General features: G+C 44.5%; 17 protein-coding genes. 1 reads left to right on the forward strand and 16 read right to left on the reverse strand.

Annotated features, from left to right (window positions below):
• Positions 1-5: 5 nt before the first annotated feature.
• The 12 genes from smc to ACR65F_RS00615 all read right to left on the reverse strand — a co-directional run bounded on the left by smc (position 6) and on the right by ACR65F_RS00615 (position 14,438).
• Complete coding sequence (smc, locus tag ACR65F_RS00560) at positions 6-3,569, reverse strand: chromosome segregation protein SMC (protein WP_440502761.1); 3,564 nt, start codon at positions 3,567-3,569, stop codon at positions 6-8.
• Between the two features lie 2 nt (positions 3,570-3,571).
• Positions 3,572-4,339 (reverse strand): ribonuclease III, encoded by a 768-nt coding sequence (gene rnc, locus ACR65F_RS00565; RefSeq protein ID WP_039041899.1) that lies wholly within the window; start codon positions 4,337-4,339, stop codon positions 3,572-3,574.
• Between the two features lie 124 nt (positions 4,340-4,463).
• A complete protein-coding gene (locus ACR65F_RS00570; RefSeq protein WP_025785086.1) occupies positions 4,464-4,700 on the reverse strand; it encodes an acyl carrier protein in 237 nt (78 codons plus the stop codon).
• Between the two features lie 555 nt (positions 4,701-5,255).
• Positions 5,256-6,002 (reverse strand): 3-oxoacyl-[acyl-carrier-protein] reductase, encoded by a 747-nt coding sequence (gene fabG / locus ACR65F_RS00575; protein WP_440502763.1) that lies wholly within the window; start codon positions 6,000-6,002, stop codon positions 5,256-5,258.
• Positions 6,002-6,943, reverse strand: a complete 942-nt coding sequence (fabD, locus tag ACR65F_RS00580; RefSeq protein ID WP_440502765.1) for an ACP S-malonyltransferase — start codon at positions 6,941-6,943, stop codon at positions 6,002-6,004. Before fabD ends, fabG begins: the two co-directional genes overlap by 1 nt.
• Complete coding sequence (gene plsX, locus ACR65F_RS00585; protein WP_039041895.1) at positions 6,940-7,932, reverse strand: phosphate acyltransferase PlsX; 993 nt, start codon at positions 7,930-7,932, stop codon at positions 6,940-6,942. The genes fabD and plsX overlap by 4 nt, the downstream gene beginning before the upstream one ends.
• A complete protein-coding gene (gene fapR / locus ACR65F_RS00590) occupies positions 7,929-8,507 on the reverse strand; it encodes a transcription factor FapR (protein ID WP_440503201.1) in 579 nt (192 codons plus the stop codon). Before fapR ends, plsX begins: the two co-directional genes overlap by 4 nt.
• 144 nt (positions 8,508-8,651) lie before the next feature.
• Positions 8,652-10,784: an ATP-dependent DNA helicase RecG gene (gene recG, locus ACR65F_RS00595; protein ID WP_440502766.1), complete on the reverse strand. Its 2,133-nt coding sequence runs from the start codon at positions 10,782-10,784 to the stop codon at positions 8,652-8,654.
• Positions 10,681-11,589, reverse strand: a complete 909-nt coding sequence (gene sdaAA / locus ACR65F_RS00600; RefSeq protein ID WP_039041892.1) for an L-serine ammonia-lyase, iron-sulfur-dependent, subunit alpha — start codon at positions 11,587-11,589, stop codon at positions 10,681-10,683. The genes recG and sdaAA overlap by 104 nt, the downstream gene beginning before the upstream one ends.
• A 13-nt stretch (positions 11,590-11,602) precedes the next feature.
• Entirely contained in the window at positions 11,603-12,265 is a 663-nt protein-coding gene (sdaAB, locus tag ACR65F_RS00605; protein ID WP_039041891.1) for an L-serine ammonia-lyase, iron-sulfur-dependent subunit beta, read from the reverse strand.
• Between the two features lie 134 nt (positions 12,266-12,399).
• Positions 12,400-14,058 (reverse strand): DAK2 domain-containing protein, encoded by a 1,659-nt coding sequence (locus ACR65F_RS00610; RefSeq protein ID WP_440502767.1) that lies wholly within the window; start codon positions 14,056-14,058, stop codon positions 12,400-12,402.
• A 17-nt stretch (positions 14,059-14,075) separates the two neighbouring features.
• The gene (locus ACR65F_RS00615; RefSeq protein ID WP_440502768.1) at positions 14,076-14,438 is read right to left on the reverse strand and encodes an Asp23/Gls24 family envelope stress response protein; all 363 of its coding nucleotides are present in this window, start codon (positions 14,436-14,438) and stop codon (positions 14,076-14,078) included.
• Between the two features lie 214 nt (positions 14,439-14,652).
• Here ACR65F_RS00615 and rpmB point away from each other — a divergent pair, with 214 nt between their 5' ends.
• Complete coding sequence (gene rpmB, locus ACR65F_RS00620) at positions 14,653-14,841, forward strand: 50S ribosomal protein L28 (protein WP_039041889.1); 189 nt, start codon at positions 14,653-14,655, stop codon at positions 14,839-14,841.
• Positions 14,842-14,875: 34 nt separating this feature from the next.
• Here the strand turns inward: rpmB and spoVM are convergent, their stop codons facing one another.
• Genes spoVM through rsgA form a run of 4 tightly spaced genes read right to left on the reverse strand, consistent with a single transcriptional unit; the run spans position 14,876 to position 17,247 of the window.
• On the reverse strand, positions 14,876-15,028 hold the full coding sequence (spoVM, locus tag ACR65F_RS00625; protein ID WP_156028917.1) for a stage V sporulation protein SpoVM: 153 nt from the start codon (positions 15,026-15,028) through the stop codon (positions 14,876-14,878).
• A gap of 13 nt (positions 15,029-15,041) precedes the next feature.
• Positions 15,042-15,695: a thiamine diphosphokinase gene (locus ACR65F_RS00630; protein ID WP_440502770.1), complete on the reverse strand. Its 654-nt coding sequence runs from the start codon at positions 15,693-15,695 to the stop codon at positions 15,042-15,044.
• Complete coding sequence (gene rpe / locus ACR65F_RS00635) at positions 15,692-16,360, reverse strand: ribulose-phosphate 3-epimerase (RefSeq protein WP_440502771.1); 669 nt, start codon at positions 16,358-16,360, stop codon at positions 15,692-15,694. Before rpe ends, ACR65F_RS00630 begins: the two co-directional genes overlap by 4 nt.
• Before the next feature lie 5 nt (positions 16,361-16,365).
• Complete coding sequence (rsgA, locus tag ACR65F_RS00640) at positions 16,366-17,247, reverse strand: ribosome small subunit-dependent GTPase A (RefSeq protein ID WP_440502772.1); 882 nt, start codon at positions 17,245-17,247, stop codon at positions 16,366-16,368.
• Between the last annotated feature and the right edge of the window lie 5 nt (positions 17,248-17,252).

The raw sequence follows: 17,252 nt of genomic DNA on the forward strand, positions 1-17,252 counted from the left end.
TAAAATTATGGTGTGCTTAACGCGGTTTCCGGAACTTCGGACATTTTTACTGATATGAGTCGGGATACACCAGATTCTTGCATCGTAATTCCGTACAAGACATCGGCTCCTTCCATCGTCCCTTTTCGATGGGTAATGACGATGAACTGAGTATCCTCCGAAAACTTTTTCAAATATCGGCTATACCGAATGACATTTGCTTCATCCAATGCTGCCTCGACTTCGTCCAATATACAAAATGGTACTGGGCGTACTTCGATAATGGAAAACAACAACGTAATTGCTGTCAACGCACGTTCTCCTCCAGAAAGAAGGCTCAAATTCTGAAGCTTTTTCCCCGGTGGTCGAGCGATGATATCCACACCTGTTTCAAGTAGGTTCTCCGGATCTGTTAGAACTAGATCTGCTTCCCCACCACCAAACATTTCCTTGAAAACGGTACGGAAACGCTGTTGTACGGCGTCAAACGTGGACATAAATCTCGTTTTCATTTCCATATCCATTTCTGACATCGCTTCTTCTAGCGTCGTTTTCGCTTCTAGTAGATCGTTTCGTTGGTCAGTTAGGAAAGTATGTCTTTCGAGCACTTCTTTGTACTCTTCAACTGCTCCTGGATTCACTGGACCTAAGGATTCAACCACTCGTTTCAACTGTTCCACACGAGATCTCACATCGGACGCATTGAAATCTTCAGGAACTTCATAATCAGGGTGAAGTCCGTAGTCTTCAAGCAAACGTATAAGGACTGACTCCAGCTTCACTTCATTTCTAGAAAACACGACATTCAAATTGCCAAGTTCTGAAGAAATCATCCGAATCTGGTCAGAAATCTGTTTTAGTGTGGTCTCCTGCTCGTCACAAGAAGATGCAAGTTGATCCCGTTCCGTCCGTTTAGCGAGTAATTCTGATTTCACTTCAGTTACAATATTTGTCTCTGCAGCTATTCGTTGTTCAATTTCTTCAGGGGTTAGAACTTCTCCTTCTTCTTGACCTGACAAAAATTGAAGTTCTTCTTCCGTTTGAACAAATTTGCGTTTTGCATCTTGGAGTTCTTGTTCCGCCGAGGTTGCAAGAGACGATCGATTGGTGACTTGTTCACGTAAAATCGCTGTTTCTTCACGCAGTTCACTATAACGCTCCCGAAGCGCTTGCTCTTCGTTGCGACGATCTGCAGCGAGACGTTCTAGAGATGCAACTGAAGTTTGAATTTCTTGTTGCTGTGCTGTCAAACGTTCACGTTGCAGCTGAAGTTCATCTCGTTTTACAAACAATGAACTACGCGTATCCTCTGAACCTTTTCTTCCTGCTTCAATCGTTTTCCATTCAGATTCAGCAGTTCGAATTTCAAAAGTCGTCTCTTGAAGGTTTGAGTCAATACGAGTGATAGCACGCTGTAGTTCATCCGTGCTTTGCGCGGATACCGAAGCTTTTTGCATTTCACTAGCAATCGTCAGTTTGATGGCACTTAATTTTTCTTCTGCGGCACCGATGGAATGATTCAACTGATCGAGTTGACTCGTCAATGTTTCCAGTTCAGCTTTACGGGAGAATACGGTAGATTGTACTTTTGAACCCCCACCTGTAAGGGAACCTCCTGCATTCACAACATCCCCATCGAGAGTAACAATTCGGAATCGATAGCCAGCAAGTTTAGCGATTTCAGACGCACCATTTAGTGTTTTTGCAACAATGGATGCTCCGAGCAAATTCGCCGTCACATTTCGATAAGCTGATTGTACAGTTACAAGTTGATCGGCCGTTCCAACAAAGTCAGGATGATGATTGACTTTTGATAAAACATCTTTCGGAACAAATCGCGCCTTCATCACATCGAGCGGCAAGAAGGTTGCGCGCCCTGCATTCTTCTTTTTCAAGAAACCGATGGCAGCTCTTGCATCTCGCTCAGTTGTCGCGATAATATGTTGCATTGCCCCACCGAGCGCAGTCTCCACTGCTTTGATATGTTTTTTATCAACAGATATCAGTTCGGCTACAGCGCCTTCTATTCCTTGGAGTGTTCCCGATTGTTTAGCTACGAGAACTTCTTTAACACCCGAATAAAACCCAGAAAAATCAGCTTCCATACTCTTTAATGCACGAAGTCTTCCTTGTAGTTCGTAGCGCTTATTAACAGCTTGCTGATGCATTGTTTTCGTCTCTTCAAGCTGGATTTCTGTTTTTTGAAGCTGTGTGCGATTTGTTGCTACCTGTTTCGTCGCTTCCTCCATGTTTCGCTTAAGCTTACCGAGTTCAGCAGTTTGCTGTTCTCTCAGTTCATGAAGTGTGTCGAGTTTAGATCGAAGTGCTTCCGTTTGCTTGCCACTCTTTTCCGATGAATACTGCTCACCTGTAAGCCGTTCCTCAATATGTTTCAACTCATTGCGAACAGTGGCTTCCTCGTTCAACACTTCAATATATGTCGATTTAAGATTTTCGATTTCTTGTTCGGTTTCAGCAAGTGAACGTTTCAATTTTCTCGAAATCGACGTCATTTCTTCCGACTTACTAGATAATTGAAGTTCAGTTTCATGATTATGTTCTGTGAGTTCTGCTTTTTTCGCTTCCAGTTGGAGAAGCAATTGCTTTAAGCTTTCCAAATCCTCTGTAAGACGCTTAGAGCGATCTTTGACGTTGCGTTGTTTTTCTAATGAAAGAAGTCTTCGCCCTTCCCACTTCTCAGCTTCAGAGCTTGATACCACATGTTGTTCTTGAAGCTCTGAAATCTTTTTATCTAAAAAAGAAAGTGAGGATTTAGCTTGTTGCAGTTGTTGTTCAGCGATATTCGCTTCTTTTTCCAGTTCAAGTTTGTTTTTCGTCTTGCTTTCCACAACTGTTTTATTATTCAATAGTTCCGTTTGCAGATAGGATGCCTCAACATTGAGAAGACGCACATCGGCATCTCTCAGTTCAGTCACAAGCTTCCCATGACGCTCAGCAGCGCGGGCATTCGCAGCGAGCGGTTCCATCCGATCATCGAGTTCTTTTAAGATATCTAAAATACGATCCAGATTATCATCTGTTTCAATAAGCTTGAACTCTGCTTTCTTTTTACGCATCCGATACTTCAAGACGCCTGCAGCCTCGTCAAATATGCTTCTCCGGTCTTCAGGTCGACTATTCAATATTTCGTCAACCCGCCCTTGTGAGATGATTGAGAATGCTTCTTTCCCTAGACCTGAGTCAACGAAGACATCGTTAATGTCTTTTAGACGACATGCCTGCCCGTTCAGTTGAAAGGAACTCTCTCCCGAGCGAAACACTCGTCTACTTACACTGATTTCAGTATAATCGAGCGGAAATAGCCCTGTTGTGTTATCTAAAACCAATGTCACTTCTGCAAAGTTTAAAGGTTTTCTAGAATCACTGCCGGCAAAAATGACATCTTGCATTTTCGCTCCTCGCAACGATTTGGCAGATTGCTCACCGAGTACCCATCGAATGGCATCGATAATATTACTTTTGCCGCTACCATTTGGGCCAACAACGGCCGTGACACCAGGTACAAATTCAATGGATACCTTTTCGGCAAATGATTTAAATCCAATAATTTCAAGACGTTTTAAAAACACGTTCAGCTCTCCTCTTTCGTATGCTCATCCAATAACTGCTGGATCGCCTGACGAGCCGCTTCCTGTTCAGCTTCTTTTTTCGATCTCCCAATACCTTCTCCAAGTTTTGTGTCTCCAAGTTGTACGTATGTGAGAAACTTTTTCGCATGTGCAGGACCTGATTCTTCAACAATCCGATAGTTAAGCTGCCCATGATTTGTCTGTTGGACAATTTCTTGTAACCGGCTTTTGTAATCCATCACATGCGAAAAAGCTCCAAGTCCAATTTTCGGGAATACCGTACGTTCTAGAAAATCAATCGACACTTCAAATCCTTGATCGAGATAAAGGGCTCCGATAAATGCTTCAAACACATCTGCTAGTAGAGCAGGTCGTGTGCGTCCGCCAGTTAGCTCTTCGCCTTTTCCTAAAAGGATATACTCTCCAAAGTTAAGTTCGGTAGAGAACGTCACAAGGGACGGTTCACAAACAATAGCTGCACGCAACTTCGTTAGCTCTCCTTCACTTTTGTTCGGTTCAGTTGCAAATAAATATTGCGACACAGCCAGCTCAAGAACAGCATCTCCTAAAAACTCCAACCGTTCATTGTCCGAGTACTTCTTACCTCGATGCTCATTCACATAGGATGAATGGGTAAATGCGTTGTACAGCAAGGATACATTCTCAAAGCGAACTTCAAGTCGTTCTTGCAGCTCCTCAAACTTTTTCCGTACCGCTACTGGTAACACGGTCTTAGCTGGCTTATCTTTTACTCTTTTATTCGTCGTCATTCAAAAAATCCGCCCTTCTTTAACAAGTTCCTCTTTATTCTACCCTGTCCGCTAGCGTAGTGCAAAATAGAAAAGAGACACTCCCGACCTTATGTGAAGGGTCGAAAGAGTCTCTGTGCTATACTCATTTAGTTTTTTCTTCGATATATGAGACAGCACTTCCAACAGTACTGATTTTTTCAGCATCATCATCAGAAATTTCCATGTCGAATTCGTCTTCTAGTTCCATAACCAATTCAACAACATCCAATGAGTCTGCACCAAGATCATCAGTGAAAGAAGCTTCTGGTTTCACTTCGCTTTCATCGACTCCCAAACGGTCGACAACTACCTTTGTAACACGCTCTAAGACTGTAGCCAATGTATTTCACCTCCTTTCAAAGTAAAAAGCGGAAGTAGCCGATTAGGGCGACGGGCGTTGGAGGAAGGAAACAGCAGGACGCTCTTTGTCCTGTTTTTCCTTCCGAAACGACCCCGAGCCCTGGCTACTGTAGCTGGATTAAGAGAAAAGCGTAGGTGGCCGGGTAGAGGCGACGGGCGCTGGAGGAATTGAACAACAGGACGCTTTTTGTCCTGTTTTCATATTCCGAAGCGACCCCGAGCCTCTGGCCACCGAAGCTGGATCAAGTAAAAAGCGTAGGCAGCCTGGTTAGAGGCGACGGGCGCTGGAGGAATTGAACAACAGGACGCTTTTGTCCTGTTTTCATATTCCGAAGCGACCCAGAGCCCTGGCCACCGTTGATTTCCGTTTCAGGTGGACGCTTTCCGAGGGGCTTGATCTCAGCCTCCTCAGACGCGTGGCTCCTTGCGGGGTCTTCAATCTTCGCATTTCCCTCTGGAGTCGCCATCTTTCACTTCAATCAACTAGCATCAAGTTAAAAATAATCCAATTCAAGAGATTAAAAACGCACCCCACTTACATAACCATGCCGCCGTCTACATTCAATACTTGTCCAGTTACATAAGAAGCATCATCAGACAAGAAGAAGGCTACTGCTTTTGCGACATCTTCAGGTCGTCCTAGGGTTCCTAAAGGAATTCCACTAAGTAGCTGATCCTTCATATCCTCACCTAATGCATCTGTCATGTCTGTTGTGATGAATCCAGGTGCGACTGCATTGACCGTGATTCCACGAGATGCAAGTTCTTTGGCTGTCGTTTTCGTCAGTCCGATTACGCCGGCCTTCGCCGCTACATAGTTTGCTTGGCCCGGGTTACCTGCGATTCCAACAACTGACGCCATGTTCACGATACGACCCGCACGTTGCTTCATCATTTGTCGGGAAACCGCTTTTGTGCATAAGAAAACACCTTTTAAATTCGTATCGATAACCGCATCCCATTCGTCCTCTTTCATACGCATGAGCAAATTATCTTTCGTAATCCCTGCGTTATTGACGAGGAGATCAATCGATCCGAATGTCTCAAGGGTTTGTTCCATAAGAGCTTTCACACTATCAGCTGACGTTACATCCGCTTGAACAGCAATCGCTTTGCCGCCATTCGTTTCGATTTCCTGAACGACTTGCTCAGCTCGCTCCTGACTTCCGCTGTAGTTAACCGTCACATTCGCACCTTCACGAGCAAGTAATAATGCAACTTCACGTCCAATCCCTCTAGACGCACCCGTCACAACCGCTGTTTTTCCTGCAAACTTCCCCATTACGACCACTCCTTCGACGCTTCTATCACTGCATTCAGTGTCTCTTCATCGTATACTGGCCAAACCGTTGCATTTCTGTCGATTTTACGAACGAGACCGCTCAGTACTTTACCAGGTCCGCACTCTATGAATTGCGTTACCCCTAATTCAAGCATTTGACGAACGGATTCTTCCCATCGGACAGGTGACGATAACTGTTCGATCAACAAACGTTTTACTTCAATGCTTTCTGTTACGGGTTGAGCCGTCACATTGGCAATGACTGGAACTTCCGCTTCGTTCATATCTATACTTTCTAGCACTTCACCGAGTTTTCCTGCTGCTGGACGCATAAGTTCAGAGTGGAACGGACCACTCACGTCAAGCATGAGGGCACGTTTAGCTCCTGCTTCTTTCAAGCGGATACACGCCTCATCCACTCCAGCTTTTGTTCCAGAAATAACAACTTGTCCTGGACAGTTGAGATTTGCTGGCTGAACAAGATTCCCTTCAGCAGAGACCGCTTTCGTCACCTCAGTCAGTGTTTCTAAATCAAGTCCAAGGATTGCTGCCATTGCACCTTCACCTGCAGGCATTGCTTCGTTCATGAATAACCCACGTTTGTGCACCGTTTTCACTGCATCTTCAAAGGAAAGAACCCCCGATGCGTAAAGCGCTGTATACTCTCCCAGACTATGACCTGCCGTATAAGAAGCCTGAATTCCTGCCTCTTTCAAACGGTCAGAAATCATTGCCCCAACAGTTAACAATGCGGGTTGAGCATTATATGTGACTGTCAATTCTTCCTGTCGTCCGTCTGTTATCAAACCACTTAACCCGAATCCTAATTCGCGATCTGCTGTTTCAAAAAATCGCTGACTTCCTTTTTGTGCTGCTAATTCAACACCCATGCCCACTTTTTGGGAACCTTGTCCCGGGAATAGAAACGCTACCTTTGTCATCGTGTCTCCTCCTCTTTAATGGTTTCACGAATTGTTTCACTCACGTGATGTTCCGCCATGATACGTGCCTGACGGATTGCATTTTTTACTGCATTTGCATTGGACGATCCATGTGCTTTAATTACTGGGGCGTTCAAACCGAATAGACCTGCTCCCCCGTATTCTGTATAATCCATCTGCTTTTTCAAGCCACGCAAATCGTCTTTTACAAGTGCTGCAGAGATTTTCGTTTTAATGGAAGATGCAAACACATCTTTAATCATAGAAAACAAACCTGAAGCTGTTCCTTCTATCGTTTTCAATACCATATTACCTGTAAACCCATCTGTGACAGCAACGTCTGTTGTACCGGTTAACAAATCACGTGCCTCAATATTGCCGATAAAGTTCAATGGGGCTTTCATTAACTCATCATAAGTAGCTTTTGTTAAGTCATTTCCTTTACCTGCTTCTGTCCCGATATTCAACAAGCCAACTCGCGGATTTTGAATACCACGAACTTTTTCTGCATAAATACTTCCCATAATCGCATATTGAACGAGCTGGCTCGGTTTCGCGTCAGCATTCGCTCCAACATCAAGTAAAACGAATCCCTCTCCACCAATCGTCGGTAGCGTCGGGGCAAGGGCAGGTCTTTCAATACCGTCAATTCGACCGACGATGAACAACCCCGCTGCCATCAATGCACCTGTGTTTCCTGCCGATACACAAGCGTCTGCTTCACCATCATTCACTGCTTTCGCCATACGGACCATAGATGCATCTTTTTTTCGTCGGACCGCTCTTACAGGCTCATCTTCCGAGGTAATGACCTCGCTGCAATGATGGACGGTTAAACGGTCGTGTGCTGTTAAATAAGGCTTCATTTTTTCCTCGTCGCCAAACAGCTGTATATGTATATCGTTATATTCTTGAAGACTTTGCAATGCGCCTGCGATAATTTCTTTTGGGGCATGGTCGCCCCCCATCGCGTCTACTGCGATTTTCATTCAACTTCCTCCTGACTCGTTCCTGTGGAGCGATACATTTGAAATTCACCACTGAAGACCTTTTCATCTCCAACTGTTGAAGTCACATCGACAAGAGTCCGATTGTCCCTTTTTTCACGGACAATCGCTCGAGCTATGACACGCTCTCCTGCTTTAACTGGCTTGACAAAGTGTAGCACAGACTTCGCCGTAAGTGCGAGCTCATCGTCAAGAACAGCAACAGCTAGTGAATTCGCTTGTCCGAACAAATGGTGTCCACGGGCGATGCCGCTTTTTTGGAACACATGGAGTGGTGTAATATCGAGAATCGATATCGCTTTGCTATCCAATTCGATATCAATGATTTCTCCGATCACTTCTTCTTGTTGCAGCGCTTTTACTTTATCCGCAATCGTTTCAGTCGCCGCAGTCCTCATGCGTTCCCTCAATTCAGGAATTCCACATTCAAGACGGTCCAGCCGAATGGTCTGCACGCTCACGTTGAAGTGCTGTGCGATTTCTTCATCCGTTAAAAAAGGAGTAGCATCTAACAGCTGTGCCAGCTGATGCTGACGATCTTTTTTAGGTACTCGCAACATAGTCACTCCTCACGTTTAGCACTTGGTAATAGTAACAGTATATAAAGATAAAAAAAAGAATGCAAGAGTGGACATTCTCTTTGCATTCCAAAATTCACATTGCATAACTTCTTTCAAAAATATAGTTGCCGTTTTCAGTTGTTAATCAATACGCTCATTTTGCAACACGCCTGATTCTTCCACAGTTGTCCGGAGGCTCTTATAATCAGGATCTGTCCAAAACGCATCCATTTCCAACAACTGTTCTGCATCTTGTCGAGCCGTTTCCAACGCACGATAATCATGTATTAAATCCGCCATTTTAAATTCGGGTAATCCACTTTGCTTCTTGCCGAAGAAGTCGCCCGATCCACGGAGCTCAAGATCTTTTTCAGCCAATAAAAACCCATCATTCGTTTCAGCCATCGTCATCATGCGCTCTTTACCTTCTTCTGTCTTCGGATCTGCTAATAACACACAATACGATTGATCGGCACCACGACCGACACGTCCCCTTAATTGGTGAAGCTGAGCAAGGCCAAAGCGTGTCGCGTCATAGATTAGCATAAACGTCGCATTCGGTACGTTCACTCCTACTTCGACAACAGTCGTCGACACTAAGCAATCAGTTTTCCCTTCACTGAAATCACGCATGACTTCATCTTTTTCATCCGAGTGCAGTCTTCCATGCATGAGCCCCACGGTAAAACGACCCGCAAAATACGTCGATAGCTGGCCGAAAACATCAACAGCATTCTGAACGTCCAACGTATCAGATTCTTCTATGAGCGGACATATGACATACGCTTGCCTACCCGATTGCAATTCTTTTTCCATTCGACGGAGAACTGGTGCGAGTGAATCTTCTTTTAACCAGTGGGTTTCAATCTCTTTTCGTCCTGCCGGCATTTCATCCAACAAAGAAACATCCATTTCACCGAACACGGTAATTGCCAGCGTCCTCGGAATTGGTGTCGCCGTCATAAAGAGAACATCAGGACTCTCCCCTTTGTCACGAAGTACTCGACGCTGTTCAACCCCGAAACGGTGTTGCTCATCCGTGATTACCAGGCCAAGCCTATGGAAGTTCACATCTGGCTGAATTAGAGCATGCGTACCAATGAGCAAATCGATTTCTCCACTTTCAAGTCGAGCTATGATCTCACGTCGTGCTTTCCCTTTTGTAGATCCAGACAAGAACGCCACCGTTACGCCCACCGGCTCGAGCCAACTAGCTAGTGTCTCTGCGTGTTGTTCCGCCAAAATTTCTGTTGGAGCCATGAGAGCTCCTTGGAAACCTGCAGTGATGGCGGCATATAGCGCAATGGCTGCTACAACCGTCTTGCCGGAACCGACATCTCCTTGAAGCAGACGATTCATACGTAATGGGCTTTTCAGCTCTGCACATAACTCATTGACCACCCGTTTTTGAGCGCCCGTCAGCTCGAACGGCAGACTAGAGATGAATTGCTTCAATTTTTCCAAGTCATACCCTATAGTCGTGCCTTTTCCTGCCGCTTTACGCACTTTCTTGAGTGCAGCCATCTTCAACTGAAAGTGCAACAACTCTTCATACACAACACGACGTCGTGCCTGTTTCACGTCTTCTGGACTGTTCGGAAAGTGAACCATTTCAAGCGTTTCCGCTATTCCTGGAAGTTTATAAGAGCCTAGCAACTGCACAGGCAACGTTTCGGGAATTTCATGCACGACATCGTCTAGCGCTGTCCTCATCCATCTTCTAAACGTCGGCTGTTTAACAACACCCTTCAAACTATAAACAGGTTCAAAGTCAGCTTGTCCGATTTTTGGCCCGTCTTTAAAATTGCTCACATTAATGAGCTGGCGACCTCGATCCCATTTCCCTGTTATGGTCACGATCTGTCCTGGATTCATTCGATCCTTTAAATAATGCTGGTTAAAAAATACCGCTTTAACAAGATGGTTTCCGACTAACAACTGAACTTGCATCCGCGAGCGTTTCTTCCCGGTAAACAGGACGGATGGAACACTCTCCACCCGTCCTTCTATCGTTACGCGCTCCTCGTGAGGTGTCTCAGACAAATCTTTCAGCCTGAAATCCTCATGCCTGTACGGAAACATCATAACTAATTCTTCAATTGTTTCGACACCTAGCTTTTCCAGCTGCTCGCCAGCTGACTTGCCAATTCCTTTTAGTAAGGTAACGGGCTCATTTAGTGACCGTGTCACGTGATTCCTTGTCCTTACCAAAGATTTTCGCTTCCAATGCTTTTCCTGTCGGTGTAGCAGCGAGTCCACCTTTTGCAGTTTCACGCAGAGCAGAAGGCATCGACTGACCGATTTTATGCATTGCTTCAATAACTTCATCGGTCGGAATAACGCTCACGACTCCAGCAAGCGCCATGTCGGCACCAACGAGCGCTTTGGCTGCTCCCATAGCATTACGCTTCACGCACGGCACCTCGACGAGCCCTGCGACCGGATCGCAGACGAGACCGAGCATATTTTTCATCACTATCGAAAAGGCTTCCGCACTTTGTTGTGGCGTTCCTCCAGCCATTTCAACAATCGCTGCTGCCGCCATCGATGCAGCAGATCCTGTCTCCGCTTGACATCCACCTGCAGCACCGGAAATGGATGCATTATTCGCTACGATAAATCCGAATGCACCAGTTGTGAATAAATAATTGACCATCTGTTCATGTGTCGGATTCAATTTGTTTTTCACCGCAAACAACGTACCTGGGACAATCCCTGCAGCTCCTGCTGTAGGAGTTGCGCAAATTAATCCCATTGCAGCGTTTACTTCATTCGTTGCGACCGCTTTACTAACTGCATCCAACAAAAGTTCTCCGGATAAAGATTTACCCGTTTTCATGTAATTTTGAATAAGAACTGCATCGCCACCCGTTAAACCGGATGAAGAGTGGACACCTTTCAATCCCTCTTCCACAGAACTCTCCATAACTGCTAAGTTGTTTTCCATCTGTGCAACTATATCTTCACGTGATCTACGCGTTAATAACATTTCTTGACGAATCATTATCTCTGAAATCGGTTGTTGCTCTTTTTCAGCAACCTCGACAAGTTCTTTTACGTTTGAAAACAAAACATCCATTTTAACTGCCCCCTTAGTTCGCCAATGTCGATACTTGTGTAACATTTGGAAGTGCACGCAATTCTTCAATCAGCTCATCGTTGACGACTTGATCGACTTCAATAACCATAAGCGCCATTTTCCCTTTCTCTTTACGTCCAACTTCCATATGAGCAATATTCATATCTTGCGCAGCAATTGCGTTCGATACATTAGCAATAACACCCGCACGATCATCATGGACAACGAGTAATGCCGGGAAATGTCCGGATAAGCGAAGTGGAAAACCATTCAGCTCGATCACTTCCATCGTGCCCCCACCAATTGAGATTCCAATGAGTTCCATGACGCCTTCTTTATCTCCGATGACTAGTTTTGCAGTATTCGGATGGTCCATCTCCTCTACTTCGGCGATGAATTCAAAAGACATGCCCAGCCTTTCCGCATCTTCAAACGCTGTGCGGATTCTCTCGTCGAACGTATCGTATCCAAGAAGTCCGCCGATAATCGCAACATCCGTCCCATGGCCTTTATAAGTCTCTGCGAACGAACCATATAAGTGAATCGTCGCCCATTCCGGTTGACGTCCAAACAAATCTCTCGCTACAAGTCCAATACGTGCAGCTCCTGCTGTATGTGATGATGATGGTCCAATCATGACTGGCCCAATAATTTCAAAAACGGATCTGAATTTCAACAATAACTCCCCCTTTTACCCATATTCCTAGTATTCATTCTACACGAACAGCTGCTAGAAAACAAAATTCATAACTACTTATAAACGGACAAAAAGCGCCAACGACTAGGAGTCGTGACGCTTTTCATGTTCTGTTATTCCACCGACAAAATATAAGGGTATAACGGCTGTTTCCCGTTATACAATTCAATTTCGACGTGTTCGAACTGACCTTCAATATAAGCAACCATTTGTTTTGCATCTTGTTCAGAAACGTCTTCACCGTAAATCACTGTTACGATTTCATCATCTTCTGTGATCATATCGTCAATTAATGACTTCATTGTGGTTTCTAGTGAAGGTGTAGCTACTGTAATCTTCCCATTCGATATGGCCATGTAATCATCTGTATGAATTGAAACGCCATCAATCGAAGTATCTCGCACTGCTGTAGTTACCTGACCGGTTTTCACAACAGAAGCTGCTGCGTTCATGGATTTTGCATTCGTCGTCACGTCTGCTTCAGGGTTAAACGCTAAAATGGCTGCGAGCCCTTCAGGTACAGACTTCGTTGGAACGACTGCCGCTTCAATTCCAATCACTTCAGCCGCTTGTTCAGCAGCTAACACGATATTCTTATTGTTCGGTAAGATCAGAACACGTTCCGCCCCAACTTCTTGAATCGCCTTGACGATATCTTCAGTAGAAGGGTTCATCGTTTGCCCGCCTTCAATTACGTAGGAGGCTCCGATACTTCTGAGCAACTCTGCAATTCCTTCACCCATTGCAACCGTCACGATTGCATAAGGTGTTTTCTTTGCAGTGGAATTTTTACGTGCTGATTGATCCCCTACAATGTCCATGTGTTGTTGGCGCATGTTCTCAATTTTAATATTGATGAGGGAACCATACTGTTGACCGCAAGATAATGCATTCCCTGGGTTTTCTGTATGGATATGTACTTTCGCAATCTCCTCATCAGAGATGACTAGTAAAGAATCTCCCATTTCGTTCAATTGTAGTCTGAAGTCATTTTCATCAAAAGGATGGTCCTTCGTTTTTTCGTCTTCAAATCTCACCATGAACTCCGTACAATAACCAAACTCAATATCAGCAGTATCCATGAAACCTTGTACATTACGATGGTGTTCTGCATTTACAAGTTCGTCCATTGACTGGACAACTGTGCGTTCTGGCAATTCTTCACCTTTAAGACAAGCCAAAAATCCTTCGTAAACGTACACAAGACCTTGTCCGCCACTATCTACAACGCCAACCTCTTTCAAGACTGGCAATAGATCTGGTGTCCTTTTGAGTGAAGCTTTTGCTTCTGTCAAAACCGCTTCCATTAACTGAATGAGATCCGTTTCCGTCGTTGCTGTTTCCACAGCAACAGCTGCTGCATCTTTTGCAACAGTTAAAATCGTACCCTCCACAGGCTTCATTACCGCTTTATAAGCCGTTTCCACACCATATCGGAGCGCTTCAGCAAATTCACTTGCGGTTAACGATTCTTTTTCTTCAACTGATTTTCCAAAACCACGGAATAACTGTGACAAAATCACACCAGAATTTCCACGAGCGCCCATTAATAACCCTTTAGACAATGCTTGTGAGGTCTTCCCTAGGTGTTCAGAAACGTTCGCTTCCGTCTCTTTTGCCCCCGAAGTCATCGATAAATTCATATTTGTTCCAGTGTCCCCATCTGGAACTGGGAATACATTCAGGGAATCCACATAATCAGCATTTTGTTTAAGGTGGTATGCGCCCATTTTCACCATCTCTGCAAACTGTAGTCCATCCATCAACTTCATAGAACTGTGTTCCTCCTTCACGGGTTCGTCACACGAACGCCCTGTACATAAATATTGACGGAACCGATTTTCATCCCGAGTGATTTTTTAAGTGTATACTGTACTTTGGATTGTACTTGGTAGGCAACTTCAGTGATTTTTGTCCCGTAACCGACAATAATATACAAATCAATTTGTGTGTCAGCACCTGCGTTTCTAACGATGACACCTCTACCGAAGTTCTCTTTTCTCAGAATTTCTGTCAGTCCGTCCCGAATTTGATGTCTAGAGGCCATTCCTACAACTCCGTAGCACTCTATTGTAGCTTCACCGACGATCCGGGCGATTGTCTCATTCGTTATATCAATTTTTCCATAACCGTTTTCCATTTGAATTGACATGCCGTTATCCCTCCTGAATCCAGTTTCACTGTTCACATTGTACTATATACAAGCATATAAGAAAAGAAAGCAAGCGTTTTCTTTAACGTGTAAAGGAAAATTGCTTGAGAGAACAGAGAAAAAAGCTTGCATGGGATAGACGGATATGATAAATTAATCTAGTATGCGAATTATAAGTGAAACGCTTAATCATCATTCGCGAGGAGGTTATAAAATGGCTAAGGAATGTGTAATTACTGGTCGCAAAGCACGTGCAGGGAATAATCGTTCCCACGCAATGAACTCTAGCAAACGTGTATGGGGTGCGAACCTTCAAAAAGTCCGTATTCTTGTAAACGGCAAACCGAAGCGTGTTTGGGTATCTGCCCGCGCACTTAAATCAGGTAAAGTTCAACGCGTATAATAGACCGCAACCAATAAAAACGCCAGGCTGAATTTCAGCCCGGCGTTTTTTCATGTCGCTTTTTTCGCTTCTTAGATGCTGTAGAGGTCGATTTCGCTTTCGCTGTATCCTCCTTAGAAAACACGACCATGCACTTTCGTACAATTCCACTTACAAACTTAGGCAATGTAAAAGTATAAATCCGCAACTCCCCACTCCTTTCAGGAATCTGAGCTCCTTACCATTAAACATATGCCCGCTTTCATGGAGATAGTACAAGATGGTGCAATAATCTCGTTGCTTGTAAAGCGAGTATCACCAAGATGTAGGTCTTCAGAGAATACTTCATACTTCACTCCAGTCAACGTCAAACCCCTTACAGCTTCTGTCATGCTATAAAACGATAGATACGGAAACCGGTCATTCTTCTTGAAGATATGGGTACCTTTTTGAAGAAGTGTCAGCTCATTTTGTCTGTTCGCTAGGGTCAATTGTGTGGACTTCATCTCCCCTGCGTTACGAACTAGGAGTTGAACTGCAGAAAACATATGGTCTAGACGTCCACCTGTTACTCCAGTCAAGATAATCCTTTCCGGATTCCAAGAATAAGCAAGGTTTAATGCAAGTTCAGTATCGGTCTCATCTTTCTCAGGAGGACGTCTTTCAATGAAACAACCTGCCCCCTCTATTTTTTCCATTTCCTCTTCACTAACGGAATCGAAATCTCCAACCGCCGCCAATGGAACGATTCCTGCATCTAGCAGTTGGAGAGTGCCACGATCAGCCCCTATGAACTCTGTTTCTTCATCTAAAAAGAGAGCCAGAGGGATAATTTCTTCCTCTGGCCCCCCTGCACATATTATGATTGTCTTCACTTGGATTGCACCTTTTCACCTGCAGTACGGATGTTTTGGATCGCTGCAGCACGGTCATCCTGATTATAAACCGCTGATCCTGCAACAAATACAGTTGCGCCTGCCTCCACACACGTTCCAATCGTTTCGGGTGTAATTCCTCCGTCAATTTCTATCTCGATGGACAGATTACGCTCTTTAATAATATCAGAGAGTTGTTTAACTTTAGGAACGACAGAAGATATGAACTTCTGTCCACCAAATCCAGGATTCACTGTCATGAATAGAACAAGGTCAATATCCTCAAGCACATGGAGAATGGTTTCAACAGGAGTATGTGGATTTAACACAACGCCTGGTTTCACTCCATGAGAGCGGATTAGCTGAATCGTTCTGTGCAGATGACGACATGCCTCAACGTGAACCGTAATGTAATCCGCTCCTGCTTTTGCAAATTGCTCAATGTAGCGATCTGGTTCTTCGATCATCAAGTGGACATCTAATGGCAAGGTTGTAACTGGGCGGATTGCTTCAACAATCAATGGTCCAATTGTAATATTCGGGACAAAATGGCCATCCATCACATCGACGTGAATCCAATCCGCACCTCCTTGCTCCACTTCTTTGATTTCTTCTCCAAGTTTTGCAAAATCCGCTGATAAAATAGAAGGTGCTATTTTTAACATACTTTTCAATACCTCGGCTTTCTATCAGATATTTCTTGCAAGAACTGCAAGTAATGATTATATCGGCTTTGAAGGATTTCGCCGGATTCCACCTGTCTTTTCACTTCACAAGAAGGTTCTTTCAAGTGCAGGCATCCTCTAAATTTACATTGTTCCGAGGCTTCAAGGAACTCCGGAAAACAGCTTCCCAATTCCTGTTTTTCAAGGGTTTCAAATTCCAAAGAACTAAACCCAGGTGTATCTGCCACTAAACCACCACCCACTTCATGCAATTCAACATGACGTGTTGTATGTTTACCTCGTCCAAGTGATTCCGAGATCTCACCTGTTTCAAGGGATAGATTAGGTAATAGCGTATTCAACAATGTCGATTTCCCAACTCCAGATTGACCCGCAAGAACAGTAGTCTGTCCCTCTAAATAAGGACGAACCTTTTCCAAGAGTCCGGGTTCGTCAATAGAAGTCATCAGGACCGAGTAACCGATCGATCGGTAATACGCAGCCGCCTCTTCAGCCGCCTGCAACTCAGCTTCATTAGCTTTATCTTTTTTGGTTAAACAGATAACCGGCTCAATATGATGCGACTCGACAAGGACAAGAAAGCGATCCAGCAAGTTAGAACTGAACGTCGGCTCTACGATAGAGACAGCGAGTAGCGCCAAGTCAATATTGGATACTGGCGGGCGTACTAATTCATTTTTTCGTGGATGAACTTCAGTAATCGTCGCATCTTCTTCCCCTTCTTGCACGTACGTTACCCAGTCTCCGACAAGCGGAGTGATCTTCCGCTTTCGAAATACACCTCTTCCTCTACAGCGCACCGTTCCTCCATCGTACTTCACATAATAAAACCCACTAATCGCTTTTCGAATTTGACCTTCCGGCATCCTAT

The organism is Sporosarcina sp. SAFN-010, assembly GCF_059415065.1.

Bases quoted from the DNA above. Each gene is read 5' to 3' on its own strand.
- rnc (WP_039041899.1), bottom strand. From the start codon at position 4,339: ATGACGACGAATAAAAGAGTAAAAGATAAGCCAGCTAAGACCGTGTTA.
- fabG (WP_440502763.1), bottom strand. From the start codon at position 6,002: ATGGGGAAGTTTGCAGGAAAAACAGCGGTTGTGACGGGTGCGTCTAGA.
- fabD (WP_440502765.1), bottom strand. From the start codon at position 6,943: ATGACAAAGGTAGCGTTTCTATTCCCGGGACAAGGTTCCCAAAAAGTG.
- plsX (WP_039041895.1), bottom strand. From the start codon at position 7,932: ATGAAAATCGCAGTAGACGCGATGGGGGGCGACCATGCCCCAAAAGAA.
- sdaAA (WP_039041892.1), bottom strand. From the start codon at position 11,589: ATGGATGTTTTGTTTTCAAACGTAAAAGAACTTGTCGAGGTTGCTGAA.
- ACR65F_RS00610 (WP_440502767.1), bottom strand. From the start codon at position 14,058: ATGAAGTTGATGGATGGACTACAGTTTGCAGAGATGGTGAAAATGGGC.
- ACR65F_RS00615 (WP_440502768.1), bottom strand. From the start codon at position 14,438: ATGTCAATTCAAATGGAAAACGGTTATGGAAAAATTGATATAACGAAT.
- rpmB (WP_039041889.1), top strand. From the start codon at position 14,653: ATGGCTAAGGAATGTGTAATTACTGGTCGCAAAGCACGTGCAGGGAAT.
- rpe (WP_440502771.1), bottom strand. From the start codon at position 16,360: ATGTTAAAAATAGCACCTTCTATTTTATCAGCGGATTTTGCAAAACTT.
- rsgA (WP_440502772.1), bottom strand. From the start codon at position 17,247: ATGCCGGAAGGTCAAATTCGAAAAGCGATTAGTGGGTTTTATTATGTG.